General features: G+C 71.1%; 11 protein-coding genes. 7 read left to right on the forward strand and 4 right to left on the reverse strand.

Translation table 11 applies throughout. The annotated features are described in order from the left end of the window. Window positions 1-370: 370 nt before the first annotated feature. Together KPL78_RS02205 and KPL78_RS02210 are read right to left on the reverse strand one after the other, a co-directional pair. Complete coding sequence (locus KPL78_RS02205; RefSeq protein WP_219761067.1) at window positions 371-1417, reverse strand: alpha/beta hydrolase; 1047 nt, start codon at window positions 1415-1417, stop codon at window positions 371-373. A 147-nt stretch (window positions 1418-1564) separates the two neighbouring features. After that, complete coding sequence (locus tag KPL78_RS02210; RefSeq protein WP_219761069.1) at window positions 1565-3259, reverse strand: S53 family peptidase; 1695 nt, start codon at window positions 3257-3259, stop codon at window positions 1565-1567. A 224-nt stretch (window positions 3260-3483) separates the two neighbouring features. On the opposite strand from KPL78_RS02210, the gene ggt reads away from it, so the two are divergent. From ggt to KPL78_RS02235, 5 genes are all read left to right on the forward strand, one after another. Beyond that, window positions 3484-5088 (forward strand): gamma-glutamyltransferase, encoded by a 1605-nt coding sequence (ggt, locus tag KPL78_RS02215; protein ID WP_219761070.1) that lies wholly within the window; start codon window positions 3484-3486, stop codon window positions 5086-5088. 32 nt (window positions 5089-5120) lie between these two features. Next, a complete protein-coding gene (locus KPL78_RS02220; protein ID WP_219761072.1) occupies window positions 5121-5744 on the forward strand; it encodes a hypothetical protein in 624 nt (207 codons plus the stop codon). Then, window positions 5741-6244 (forward strand): macro domain-containing protein, encoded by a 504-nt coding sequence (locus KPL78_RS02225; RefSeq protein ID WP_219761074.1) that lies wholly within the window; start codon window positions 5741-5743, stop codon window positions 6242-6244. Before KPL78_RS02220 ends, KPL78_RS02225 begins: the two co-directional genes overlap by 4 nt. Further along, window positions 6241-7737 (forward strand): amidase, encoded by a 1497-nt coding sequence (locus KPL78_RS02230; RefSeq protein ID WP_219761075.1) that lies wholly within the window; start codon window positions 6241-6243, stop codon window positions 7735-7737. The genes KPL78_RS02225 and KPL78_RS02230 overlap by 4 nt, the downstream gene beginning before the upstream one ends. 446 nt (window positions 7738-8183) lie before the next feature. Further along, window positions 8184-8624 (forward strand): SAM-dependent methyltransferase, encoded by a 441-nt coding sequence (locus KPL78_RS02235; protein ID WP_219761077.1) that lies wholly within the window; start codon window positions 8184-8186, stop codon window positions 8622-8624. Here KPL78_RS02235 and KPL78_RS02240 read toward each other — a convergent pair whose 3' ends face one another. Beyond that, window positions 8625-10058 carry an NAD-dependent succinate-semialdehyde dehydrogenase gene (locus KPL78_RS02240; RefSeq protein WP_219761079.1) on the reverse strand — a complete coding sequence of 478 codons (1434 nt, stop codon included), beginning with the start codon at window positions 10056-10058 and terminating at the stop codon, window positions 8625-8627. A gap of 113 nt (window positions 10059-10171) precedes the next feature. On the opposite strand from KPL78_RS02240, the gene KPL78_RS02245 reads away from it, so the two are divergent. Continuing rightward, complete coding sequence (locus KPL78_RS02245; RefSeq protein WP_219761081.1) at window positions 10172-11176, forward strand: molybdopterin-binding domain-containing protein; 1005 nt, start codon at window positions 10172-10174, stop codon at window positions 11174-11176. Further along, window positions 11173-13143 (forward strand): molybdopterin biosynthesis protein, encoded by a 1971-nt coding sequence (locus tag KPL78_RS02250; protein ID WP_369412602.1) that lies wholly within the window; start codon window positions 11173-11175, stop codon window positions 13141-13143. The genes KPL78_RS02245 and KPL78_RS02250 overlap by 4 nt, the downstream gene beginning before the upstream one ends. Before the next feature lie 77 nt (window positions 13144-13220). On the opposite strand, the gene KPL78_RS02255 is transcribed toward KPL78_RS02250, so the two are convergent. Next, window positions 13221-13430, reverse strand: a complete 210-nt coding sequence (locus KPL78_RS02255; RefSeq protein ID WP_219761082.1) for a TOBE domain-containing protein — start codon at window positions 13428-13430, stop codon at window positions 13221-13223. Window positions 13431-13454 lie beyond the last annotated feature (24 nt).

A 13454-nucleotide genomic window follows, 5' to 3' on the forward strand; every position in this document is an offset into this window, starting at 1 on the left:
CTGATGATCCTGATATTTCCGCTGTGGGGTCGAGAGGGGCGTCCCCCTCTCAGGACTCTCCCCGTCAGAGGCCCGGGATCTTTGGAAACCGTCACCCGGCGCCCCGCAACACGGGCAGAACGACGCTGAGACCCGCCTTTGCGCACGAAGCGCGCTTTCGCGGGAGTCTTCCCTCAAACCTGCCCGGTGCCAAAGGAGTGCGTTCCAAGTGCTCCAAGCACTTGGCGGGGTGGTTTGGAGGGGCGGCGCCCCTCCAACAGCGACGGCGGAAGTATCGGAGCCATCAGGAAGACCTCTCGGCCTTTGCCGAGGCTGCGGAGGCGCCGATGCGACCCATCTTCGTGCGATGGGCCGGTGCCCCTCCCGGGCCTCACGCCAGGTGCCGCCCCAGGAACCCCGCGATCTCCCCGAACGCTTCCGCCGTCTCCGGCACGCCCGGGCTGATGAATTGCGCGTGGCTCTGCCCTTCGAAGACCTGGAGTGCCGCCGTCACCCCCGCCCGGCGCAGCTTGCGATGCGCCCGGACCGTGTCGCTCAGCAGCAGGTCGCGCGTGCCGGAGGTCAGGATGGCCGGCGGAAAGCCCGTGAAGTCGCCGAAGATCGGGGAGATCAGCGGGTCCGCCAGGTCGCGCTCCGCCGCATAGAGCCTCGCCGCACCGCCCAGCCACCCCGTGGGCGCGACCAGCACGTTGTCGACATAGGCATTGGCACGGAGACTGTCGCCCGCATCCGTCAGGTCGCACCAGGGCGTGCCGGGCGCGATGGCGGCGGGGAAGGGGAGGTCGTCCTGCCGTGCGCGCAGCAGCGTCGCGAGCGTCAGCCCGCCCCCTGCCGAACTGCCGAAGATCGCCATCCGGCGTGGGTCGCGCTCCGCGGTCAGGGCACGCCAGACGGCGATGGCGTCGTTCAGCGCGGCGGGGAAGGGGTGGTCGGGGGGCATGCGGTAATCGACCGAGACGCAGCTGAAGCCGCCATGGCTTGCCATCAGCATCGCCTCCCCGACGCCGACCAGGCCCGGATAGAGCACGTAGCCGCCGCCATGCAGATGCAGCAGCAGGCGGTCTCGGTTGGCGGCGGGCAGGGTCTCGGGCGTGACGATGAAGACCGGCACGCCGGCGATGCTCGACGGCTCCACCCGCACGCGCAGGGAGGCGGCCAGGGCGGCCATGTGCGGCTCGATCGCGGCGGAGCTCGCGACCTGCACCTGCCGCCAGCCGGCGGCATCCGTGGGCGTCACGTTCCAGCCGACCGGATAGGGTGCGGCGATGAGCCGTTGCAGCTCGGGGCTGACCGTGCCGGGCACGGGCAGCAGCCGCGCCGGGACGGGTCGCGCTTCGGGGGGGATGGTATCGCGCGCCCGGGCCAGGGCCGGGAAGGCGAGGGCAGCGGTCAGCACCAGACGACGAGGCAGCGGCATGACGGGGGCGACTCTCCTGCGACGTTCCCGCTGCCATTCCAGCACTGCAAGGCAGGCCAGTCGCCCCCGTTCCGCCGGAGGCCCTATCCGCGGTGCGCACCCGTCCTGGCCGGCGTGTTCGTGGAAACCGGCCCCTGGGCCGCGGCGCTATCCGCGGTTCGCGGGCGCGGCTTGCGTCCCCGTCCCGAGGCCCAGCGCCGCGGCGATGTTTCCGCCGAGCGGCGAACCGAGCCCGCAGCAGGCATTCCACGGAGCCCCGGTCGGGTAGCACGCCTCCGGCATCACGGGCCCGTCGATGCCCGGCGGCGGCCCGTTGTTGCCCTCGACGATGGGCGTGCAGCAGGCGGTGCCGCCGAGCTGCAACCGGTAGAGCAGGGGCGTCAGGAATCCCACCGGCTGCCCGGCGTGCAATTCCACCAGCAACGCCGCGAGCCCGGCCCACATGGGGGCGGCGGCGCTGGTGCCGAAGTAATCGCCCAGCCCGCCCGGCAGCAGCCCGTAGCCGCTCTTTATGGCAGCGTTGCTCGCAACGTCGGGCAGTCCGCGGCCGGGTCCCTGGTCTGGATTGAAGGGCGCCGGCAGGATGAGGTCCTGCTGGTAGTCCGGGACGGCGAAGAAGGTGCTGATGCCCCCGCCGGTCGCACGTTTCTGACCTGGCGCTTCCATCTCGTTCCACGCGACCTCGTTTATCAGGATGCGCGCATCGCCCTGCTGCTCGAGCACCAGCTCGGTCCCGCCGCAGGCAAGGCAGAACGAGGAGGAGGCGGGGAAGGCGCAGTTCTGCCTGTAGGCGCCGTCAGGATCGCCCGGGGCGCCGAAGTCGCCCGACGCGATGCAGACGGTCACGCCGAGCAGGGCGGCGATGGCGAAGAGGAAATGCACCGTGAAGGCGGTCTGCGGCGGCCAGTTCGATTCCGGCATGCCGAGGCTGATCGACATCACGCTGCACGCATAGGTTTCGTTGGCCAGCGCCGCCGTCAGCGAGTCGATCCAGGGATCGTCTGAATAGCCATAGGACTGCCCCTGCGTATAGCCCACCAGCGTCGCGCCCGGCGCGACGGCCCCGACAAGCTTGAGGTCCATCGTCGCCTCGCCATTGATCTCCGGATCCCCTGTTGGCGGGCCTTGCGGCAGTTCCAGGACGATCGACACCTCCGGCAGCCCGAGGGAGGTGAAGAAGGCCTGGATGTCATCGAGATCGACGACAAGGTCGCTCTCGATGAAGGCGACGACCGTGCCGGCGCCGGTCGCGCCCCGCGGGTATTGGTAATAGTCGAAGGCGACGGTGGTCGGCAGGTTGCCCTCGATCGAGGACGGTTCACTGTATTCCATTGCCGCGGACCGTGTCGCGGCGAGGCGGGACACCTCATCGACCCCGAGCACCGCGGCGACGAAGGGGGCGAGGCCGGCGGGCAGGGTCAGCGCACCGTCATAGGCGCGCAGCGACAGCCCGCCCATGGTGTAGCGGCCCAGCGTGACGCCGAACGCCGCGGCGAAATCGCCCGCCTGGCCGGCGAGGGTGACGATCAGCCCGCCGAGAGCCGTGCCTTCCACCGTGAGGCCGTGCTGCGCGCAGAAGGCGGTGACGCCGGCCATCGCCCCTGGGGCCGGGCCGTAGTGTTCCGCCAGCTCCGCGCGGGCGAGATGGCGCCGCGCGGCAAGGGGCTGCGCGCCGATCCGCATCGCGGCCTGCAGCAACGTGTCATCCCCGCACGCCGGGTGCAGGCGCAAGGCCACGCGCAACCTCTGCCGCGGGTCGACGTCGTCTTCCCGCCAGACCAGGAGATGCTTCGGCACGGCGCTGCCGGCCAAGGCGGAGTCCTGTTCGCCCTGAACCATCATTCCGCTCCCCTTGATCGTCTCACGGGAGCAATGCTGTATCATGAACGCAATGGTTGTTGGAGCGCCGCGCTCTTTCGCGTCCGGCACATTGTCGTGCGCGGCGCGGGACGGCCGGGGCGCGGTCATGCCCCGCATGGGGGCAGGCCATGCGTCCCGCCGCCTTTCCAAGCTCCCCGTCCCGTTGCATGGAAGGGGATAGCACCTCACGGAAACGGACCTGCCGAATGCGCGACTTCCACCTGCCCGGCCGCAGCGCCGCCTATGGCACCAACGGCATGGCCGCGACCTCCATGCCGCAGGCGACGCTCGTCGCACTCGACATCCTGCGCGCCGGGGGCAATGCGATGGACGCCGCCATCGCCGCCTGCGCCGTGCAATGCGTGATCGAGCCGGCCTCGACCGGCATCGGCGGCGACAATTTCTGCCTCTACGTGCCGGCGGGATCGTCCAAGGTCATCGCGCTGAACGGGTCGGGCCGCGCGCCGATCGCCGCGACGCCGGAGGCGCTGCGCGCCGCCGGCCTGACGAAGATGGTCAATACCTCGGCCCATTCGGTGACCATCCCCGGCGCGGTCAGTGCCTGGGACCTGCTGAACCGGACCCATGGCAAGCTCGGCCTCGACCGTATCCTCCAGGCCGCGATCCGCTATGCGGAGGAGGGCTTCGCCATCTCCCCCCGTGTGGCGTGGGACTGGGAAGGGTCGGTCGGCAAGCTGTCGAAGAATCCAGCCTCGGCGCGGCGCTTCCTGCGCGACGGGGAAGCGCCGAAGCTCGGCACCCGCTTCGTGCAGCCGGAACTTGCGAAGACGCTGCGCGCCATCGCCGCGCACGGCAAGAAGGCCTTTTATGAAGGCGAGGTCGCGGCCGACATCGTCGCGACGCTGCGCGCCGCCGGGGGCCTGCACACCGAGGAGGATTTCGCCCTCGGCGCCGATGTCGCGGAATTCGTCGACCCGATCTCGATCAAGTGGCGCGATGTCGAGGTCTTCCAGTGCCCGCCCAACGGGTCGGGCATGCATGTTCTCCAGATCCTCGGCATGATCGGCAAGCTGCCGACGCCGGAACAGGGGCCGCTCTCCGCCGAGCGCTTCCATCGCCATATCGAGGCGGCGCGGCTGGCCTATCGCGACCGCGATGCTTTCCTCGCCGATCCGTCGATGGTGGATGTGCCGGTCGAGAAGCTGCTGTCGGATGAGTATCTCGGCCGCCTCGCGGCGCTGATCGACGACGAGCGCGCCATGCCGGAACTGCCGCCGGCCGGCGAGAGCGACCTCGCGAAGCACAAGGACACGGTCTACCTCTGCGTCGTCGACAAGGATGGCAACGCCGTCTCCTTCATCAACTCCCTCTTCGAAGGCTTCGGCTCGGGCATCCTCGCCGAGGGCGCGGGGGTGATGCTGCAGAATCGCGGCTTCGGCTTCCGCATCGAGGACGGGCACCCGAACTGCATCGCGCCCCGCAAGCGGCCGCTGCACACCATCATCCCCGGCATGGTGATGAAGGATGGCCAGGCGATCATGCCGTATGGCGTGATGGGCGGACGCTTCCAGCCGACCGGCCAGACGCTGTTCCTGGCGAACCACTTCGAGTTCGGCATGGATGTGCAGGAGGCGATCGACTTCCCGCGCCTGATGCCGCAGGACGGCAAGGTGCAGATCGAGCGCGGCATCCCGGGCCAGGTGGTCGATCGGCTGAACCGCCTCGGCCATGACTGCACCCTGATCGACAAGCCGCATGGTGGCGGCCAGGCGATCTACATCGACCGGGAAAAGGGCTGCCTCGTCGGCGGGTCCGACCCGCGCAAGGATGGCTGCGCGATGGGGTATTGAGGGCGGCGCTGCATCCGTCATCGCCGGAATCGATGACCGCGGCCGAGCCGCTCGGCCCGGTCATCGAACGCGTCGTGGATGCCTATCTGCGGCAGCACGGCCGCGAGGCAATGGCCGCCTTGCTTGATCCCAGGCCGCACCCACGCACTTGGGAAGGCCTGTTTGCGCGACGCGTACCCTTCTGGCGCTTCGTGGACGCGATGGAAGATCCTGGTGTCGGCACGGGCCTTCGTCGAGAATGCATCCGCGCAACAGGAAGCTCTTTGTCGGATGTCGAGCTTCTTCGTACCCTAGAGGAACGGCCACCACGCATTCCTGTAGCGAAGCCGCTGGTCTGCAAGACGCCATACGCCGAGGATCATGACCTCGCCCTTCGCAAGATCGAGGCATTGGCCGGGATGCGCCCCGACCTCATGCGGGAACTGGCCGCGCGGACGTTCGAGCCCCGCGAGGAAGACGACGATCCTGTCCTGATGGAGATGCACCCCAAGCTCATCGCATTCTGGGAAGGGATAGGCTTTCCCCGTGGGACGCACCCAGACATCCTGAGCCGGCTTCAGACTATATGTTGCATCCTGGTGTTGGGTCACGGAGCGCCGGAGACGGCTATGGAACTCGGCATCACGCCTGACCTTTGCGTGCAGCAGCCGCCATGACCCTGCACGCCATCCAGGCCGACATCACCACCCTCGCCGTCGATGCCATCGTCAACGCCGCGAATGACCGCCTGCTGATGGGCGGCGGCGTCTGCGGCGCCATCTTCCGTGCCGCCGGCGCAGAGGACCTTGCCGCCGCCTGCGCCAAGGTCGCGCCCTGCCCGACCGGGGAGGCGCGCATCACGCCGGGCTTCGCGCTGCCGGCGCGGCACATCATTCATGCCGTCGGTCCCGTCTGGCATGGTGGCGGGTCGGGGGAGCCGGACCTGCTCGCCGGCTGCTACCGCGCAAGCCTCGCCCTGCTGCGCCAGGCTGGCGGGCGGTCCATCGCCTTCCCGGCCATCTCGACCGGCATCTTCGGCTACCCGGTGGATCAGGCGACGCGGATTGCCGTCGCCACCGTGCGGGAGGATGGTGCGCGCCATGGCGGGGTCGCGGTGACCTTCGCCTGCTTCGACGAGCACACGCTTGCCTTGTACGAGAAGGAACTCGGCGCATGACCGAACCCTGCGACCTGACAGCCCTCGAGGCGCGTCGCCTGATCGGGCGCAAGGCGCTCTCGCCGGTGGAACTGCTGGAGTCCTGCCTGAAGCGCATCGGCGAGGTGAACCACGCCGTCAACGCCATGGTCGCAATGGACGAGCCTGCCGCCCGCGCCACCGCCAAGGCCGCCGAGGCCGCCGTGATGAAGGGCGAGAAGCTTGGCCTGCTGCATGGCCTGCCGCTTGGCGTGAAGGACCTCGACGACGCGAAGGGCCTGCCGACCACCTTCGGCAGCCCGCTGTTCAAGGACAATGTCGCCCAGGCTGATTCGATTGCAGTCGGCAACCTGCGCGCCGCCGGCGCGGTGGTGGTGGGCAAGACCAACACGCCGGAATTCGGCGCCGGGGCGAATACCCGCAACGCCGTCCATGGCGTGACGGGCAATCCGTTCGATCCGACGAAATCCGCGGCCGGCTCCTCGGGCGGTTCGGGCGTGGCACTCGCCTGCGGCATGGCGCCGATCTGCACCGGGTCGGATACCGGGGGGTCGCTCCGCAACCCGGCAGCGTTCAACGGCATCGTCGGCTTCCGGCCCTCGCCGGGCGTGGTGCCGTCCGAACGGCGCCCGCATGGCTGGTCGGGCCTGCCGGTGCTGGGGCCGATGGCGCGTACCGCGACCGATACGGCGCTGATGTTCGCGGCCATGGCCTCCGACGATGCGCGGGATCCGCTGGCCTATACGCTGCCGGGCGAGCCGGTGCGCGGCCTCGGCTGGCGGTATCATCCGGTGAAGCCCGTGGATCTGGCCTCGCTGCGGCTCGCCGTCAGCGTCGATTTCGGCCAGGCGCCGGTCGAGAAGCTGGTCCGCGACGCCTTCGCCATCCGGGCCAAGGCGATCGCACCGCTGTTCGGCGCGGCCGAGGAGGCCGACCCGGATTGCCGCGGCGGCGACGAGGCCTTCGAGGTCCTGCGCTCCATGATGTTCGTCACTGCCCATGCGCAGAAGGTGCGCGAGACGCCCGACATGGTCGGCCCCAATGTCCGCGCCAATGTCGAGGAAGGGCTGCGCTACAGCCTCGAGGATGGGGCGAACGCCGCGGCGGCGCAGACGCGCATCTACCGTGCCTGGCAGCATTTCTTCGCCCGCCACGACATCCTGATTACACCGGCGATCGCCGTCTCGCCCCGTCCGTGGAAGGAACTCTACCCGGCCGAGATCGACGGAAAGCCCACCCGGACCTACTTCCACTGGCTCGCCTGCGCCTATTACGTGACGCTGTGCGGGCATCCGGCGATCTCGCTGCCCATGGGCGTCGATGCGCTGGGCATGCCCTTCGGCCTGCAGATCGTCGGTCCGCGCGGCGGCGACGCGCTGGTGCTGCGCGTGGCGGCGGCGATCGAGGAGGCCTTCGCGGGCGACGCCACGCTGCGCCGGCCGGTGCCGGACCTGGCTGCCTTGAAGGCGGCGGCGCCGGTGAAGGAGATGCCGGGCGCGGTCGGCTGGGATTGAGGAGGGGCAGGGCTCCATACGCGCGACGATGAAGCGCTGAGGACAATGGAGGGGGGCTCTGTGCCTCTCTTCCGGCCTCACCCCCCCAAAAGGCCACAGGGCCTTTGGAAGCCGATACCCTGTGCTGAGCCGGGAGCTTCTCTCGGCGCCCACACGCGCGCCGTGCCGATCGCGCCATCCGTCATGGCTGTCTGCCTCGATGCATGGCGCCAAGTGACGGCATCCAAAGGCCCTATGGCCTTTGGCGGGTGGGGGTTCGGGGGAGGGCAGAGCCCTTCCCGATCCGCCATCCACACAATCTTCGCGCGTGGCGCTTTGCGTCTCCGATGCTCACCGCCTCTCGCCTCCACCCCAGTCATCAGGAGGGCGCTGACGGGAGGAGGGGGGGGAGAGGCGCGATGCTCCTCTCCCGCCTATCATGACATCCCCTTCGCCCTGAGGATTCCATGGACTGGCACGCCACCCGCCCCGGTGAAGTCGAAGGCGGTACCCCTGACCGCGCCGATGCGACGCTGACCTTTATCGGCCGCATCCGCACGCCCTATGCGACCCGCGCGGATTGCCCGCATCGCGCCGCGCCGGATGGCCCGGAATGCCGCATCGAGATCGACGAACCCTGGCGGCCCGCGCTGCATGGCATCGCGCCGGGGGATCGCGTCGAGGTGCTCTACTGGATGCACCTGGCGCGGCGGGATCTGCTGGTGCAGGCGCCGAAGGGGCGGCCGGCGCCGCTCGGCACCTTTGCCCTGCGCTCGCCGAACCGGCCGAACCCGATCGCGACGTCCGAGGTCACCGTCACCGCCGTCGCCGAGGATGCGCTGACGGTGCGCAGCCTCGACTGCATGGACGGCACGCCGCTGGTGGACCTCAAGCCCGCGCGGCGGTGATCATGCGCTGCCGACCAGGTGGGAGACGTTCTTCGTCACCGTGTAGCAGGCGAGGCCCTCGCTGCCGCCTTCGCGTCCATAGCCGCTGTCTTTGACGCCGCCGAAGGGCGTCTCGGGGACCGAGGCGACGAGGTGGTTGATCGACAGGTTGCCGACTTCGAGCTCCTCGCTGAGCCGTTCCACGCGCGGGGCGGAATGGGTGAAGGCGTAGCCGGCGAGGCCGAAGGGCAGGGCATTGGCCTTGGCGATGGCCTCGCCAAGGTCGCGCGTGCGGCTGATGAGGGCGAGCGGGCCGAAGGGTTCCTCATGCATCGCCAGCGCGTCGTCGGGCACGTCGGCGAGCACGGTCAGCGGGAAGAGGCAGCCGCGGTTGCCGATGCGCTCGCCGCCCGCCAGCACGCGCGCGCCGCGGGCGACGGCATCGGCGACCAGGCGCTGCATCGCCTCCAGCCGCCGCGGATTCGCGACGGGGCCCATCTGCGTCGCGGGGTCGAGGCCGTCGCCGACCCGCACGGCGCGGGCCGTCTCGCCGAAGGCATCGGCGAAGCGGTCATGCACGGCGTCGTCGACGTAGAAGCGCGTCGGCGCGACGCAGACCTGGCCGGCATTGCGGGACTTCACCGTGGCGGAGAGCGCGGCGGCGGATTCCACGTCCACATCGTCGCAGACGATCACCGGCGCATGGCCGCCGAGTTCCATGATAGCCGGCTTCATATGCGCGCCGGCCAGGGCGGAGAGGCGCTTGCCCACCGGGACCGAGCCCGTGAAGGTCACCAGCCGCACATCGGGCTGCGGGATCAGGTATTCCGAGATCTCCGACGGCACGCCGAAGACGAGCTGCAGCACGCCCCTGGGCACGCCGGCATCGATGAAGGCCTCGACCAGGTGCATGGCACCGGCGGGCGTTTCCTCCGACGCCTTGAGGATGATGGCGCAGCCCGCGGCGAGCGCGCCGGCGACCTTGCGCGTCGGCGAGCTGACCGGGAAGTTCCACGGCGCGAAGCCGGCGACGAGACCGATCGGCTCGCGCAGGACGATGTGGCGCATGCCGGGCTCGGCGGGGATGACGCGGCCATAGGCGCGGCGGCCTTCCTCGGCGTCCCATTCGATGATGTCGCAGGCGCGCAGGACCTCGACCTTCGCCTGGGCGCGCGGCTTGCCCTGTTCGAGGGTGACGGCGGCGGCGATGGCGTCCGCGCGATCGCGCAGCAGGCGGGTCGCCTCGCGCATGATCCCGGCACGCCTGGCGGGGGCGGTACGGCGCCAGATGCGCTGGCCTTCCACCGCGGCGGCGAGGGCGTCGTCAAGGTCGGCACGCGTCGCGTAGGGGACCTCCCCGATCACGCTGTCGTCCAGGGGGTTGTGCACCGGGGCGCCGGGGCGCTGGCGCCAGTCGCCGGCGATGCGGAGCTTCAGCGTCGGATAGGTCGCCATGGCGATGTTCCCCTGGGTCTTCGTTGTATTTCATTGAATATATCGAAGCAGACCGAGGTCAAGGTGCGGGACCGGCCCGCGCCAAGTCGGCGCGGCTGTGGGATGCTGGGGCGATGGACGATGCCCCGCTGCGCCTGACGGAGTTGGACGATGCCCGAGCGGCCTGGCTGGCCCTGTTGCCAGGGCCGGTCGCGCCCTGCCGGCTGCCGGTGGGGGAGGCGGTGGGCCGCGTGCTGGCCGAACCTGTCATCGCCGCCGGGCCGGTGCCGCCCGTCGTGACGGCGCTCGCGGCCGGCTGGGCGGTGGCCGCCGCCGAGACGATGGGTGCCGGCCCCTATGCGCCCGTTCCCCTGGCCGCCGTCCCCGCCTGGGTCCGGCCGGGCGAGGCCTTGCCGCCGGGTACCGACGCCGTGCTGCCGGGCTTTGCGGTGGATCGCGACGGTCCCTTCGCGCAGGTGCTGGACGCCGTCGCGCCCGGGGAGGGCGTGCGCCAGCCGGGCGCGGACATCGCTGCCGGGACCGTGCTGCGGGCGGTGGGCGAGGCGCTGCGTCCGCAGGACCTGCCGGCACTGGCCGCGCTCGATGTGCGGGAGGTGGCGGTGCGCATCCCGCGCCTCGCCATGGCGGCGGACCCGCTGATGCCGGCGCTCGCCGCGCTGGCCACCACCGAAGGTGCGGCGTTGCAGGAATGCGCGGCGACGGCGGACCTCGTGCTGTTGCGACACGACCCTGGCGGGCTGTCGGTGCGCGGCCTGGGAGCGCGGCCCGGCATGACGGTGGGTTTCGGCCGTGTCGACGGCCGGCCGGCGCTGCTGCTGCCCGACCCGGTCGAGGAGGCGCTGGCGGCCTGGTTCCTGTTGGCCCGGCCGGCCATCGCCGCCCTGGCCGGGCGCGGCACGGCGCCGCCGGAGACGGCGCGGCTGGCGCGGAAGGTCGCCTCGGTCGTGGGTCTCGCCGAGATCGTTCCGTTGCGGCGGGATGCGGAAGGCGGGGAGGAACCGCTCGCCATCGGGGCGTTGCCGCTGGCCGCGCTCGCCGCCGCCGATGCCCTGCTGGTGGTGCCCGCCTCCTCCGAGGGCTACGAGGCCGGCACCACCGTCCCCATCATAGTGCTGTGACCGAGACCCTGACCGACGACCCCTTGCTCGACCGCATCCGCCGTGCGGCGCGGCAGGAACAATTCCTCGCCATCCTGTCGGCCGAGGAGGCGATGGCCCGCTTCCGCGCCGCGCTGGATTTGCGGCCCTTGCCGGCGGAGCGGGTGACGCTTGCTGCGGCGCTGGGGCGCGTAGTGGCCGAACCCGTCGCGGCGGCGGCGGATGCGCCGCCCTTCGACCGGGCCTCGGTGGATGGTTTCGCGGTGCGCGCGGCGGATACCGAAGGCGCGCGGGACGGCGCGCCGCGGAGGCTGCGGCTGAATGCGGAAGTGTTGGCCTGCGGCGTCGCGCCGGGCATCGCGCTGGCACCCGGCACGGCCACGGCGATCGCGACGGGCGGGATGATCCCGCGCGGGGCCGATGCGGTGGCGATGATCGAATGGACGGCGCTGGATGATGCCCCGGACGGTCCCGCCATGCTGCTGAACCGCGCCGTCGCGGCGGGGCAATTCATTGGCTTTGCCGGCAGCGACATCGCACGCGGCGAGGCGCTGCTGCGCGCGGGCGCCATCGTGACCAGCCGCGAGATCGGCATGCTCGCCGCCGCCGGCCATGACAGTGTTCCGGTGGTGCGGCGGCCGCGCGTCGCCGTGTTGTCGACCGGCGACGAGCTGCACCCGCCCGGCAGGGCCCTGCCGCCCGGCGGCATCCCGGACAGCAATGCTGCGATCCTCTGCGCCGCGGTCGCGGAGCATGGCGGGGAGCCCGTCCCGCTCGGCATCTTTCCGGATGATGAGGCGGTGCTCGCCGCAGCGTTGCGGGATGCCCTGGCGCGGGCCGATCTCGTCGTCATGTCGGGCGGCACCAGCAAGGGGGCGGGGGATGTGTCCCATCGCATCCTTGCCGGCATGGGCGAACCCGGCGTGCTGGTGCATGGCGTGGCGCTGAAGCCGGGCAAGCCGCTCTGCCTCGCCGCGGTCGGGACGACGCCGGTCGTGGTGCTGCCGGGCTTCCCGACCAGCGCGGTCTTCACCTTCCAGGAATTCGTCGTGCCGGTGATCCGCGCGCTGGCGGGCCTGCCACCGCGCGAGGAGACGGAAGTCGCCGCGACGCTTGCCGTGCGGATGCCGAGCGAACTCGGCCGCACCGAATACGTCATGGTCTCGCTGGCCGAGGCGGAGGGCGGGCTGCGGGCCTTCCCCCTCGGAAAGGGGTCGGGCAGCGTCACCGCCTTCTCCCAGGCCGATGGCGTCTTCGCCATCCCGGCGCTGGATGCCGGGGCCGAGGCCGGCGCGCCGGTCCGCGTGCGGCTGATCGGCGGCGCGCTGCGGCCGCCGGACCTGGTCATCATCGGCAGCCACTGCACGGGGCTCGACGCCGTACTGGACGTGCTGGCGGCGCAGGGCATCGCGGCGCGCAGCCTGGCGGTGGGCAGCCTCGGCGGGCTGGCGGCGGCGAAGCGTGGGGAATGCGACCTGGCGCCGGCGCATCTGCTCGATCCGAAGAGCGGGGCCTACAACGCGCCATTCCTGGCCCCCGGGCTGCGGCTGGTGCCGGGCTGGCGGCGCTTGCAGGGCGTGGTGTTCCGCCCCGGCGATGCGCGCTTCGAAGGACTGGACGGACCCGAGGCGGTGCGCCGTGCCGCGGCAGACCCCGCGCTGCTGCTGGTGAACCGCAATGCGGGGTCGGGGACGCGCATGTTGCTGGATGGGCTGCTCGGCGGCGCGCGGCCGGCGGGGTATGCGAACCAGCCGAAATCGCACAATGCGGTGGCGGCGGCGGTGGCGCAGGGACGGGCGGATTGGGGCGTCGCGATCGCGCCGGTGGCGGGCGCCTATGGCCTCGGCTTCCTGCCGCTGGCCGATGAGCATTACGACTTCTTCCTGCCCGAGGCCCGGGCCGGGCGGCCGCCGGTGGCGGCCTTCCTGGCGGCGCTGGAGAGCCCGGCACTGCGCCGGCGGCTCACGGAACTCGGCTTCGGGGCGTAGTGGCCCGGTCCGGCCTTCCGGACCAGGCCGCCCGCCTCTGGCGGGGCAGGTTCGGCGGGGCAGGGGCCCCGCCGAGGTCACTCCACGCCGACCATCACATCCGACGCCTTCACCACCGCATAGGCCTTGCCGCCCTGCTTCAGCCCGAGCTCCTCGGCGGCTTCGTTGGTGATGGAGGCGGTGAAGACGATCCCCGGCGCGATCTCGATGCGCACATGGGTGGTGGTGGCCCCCTTGTGGACCTCGAGGATCGTGCCGGCGAACTGGTTGCGGGCCGAGAGCTTCATGGCGTTGGTCCTTCCGTTGCGATG

The sequence above is a fragment of the Roseomonas alba genome (assembly GCF_019430885.1).
Taxonomy (GTDB): Bacteria; Pseudomonadota; Alphaproteobacteria; order Acetobacterales; family Acetobacteraceae; genus Neoroseomonas; species Neoroseomonas alba.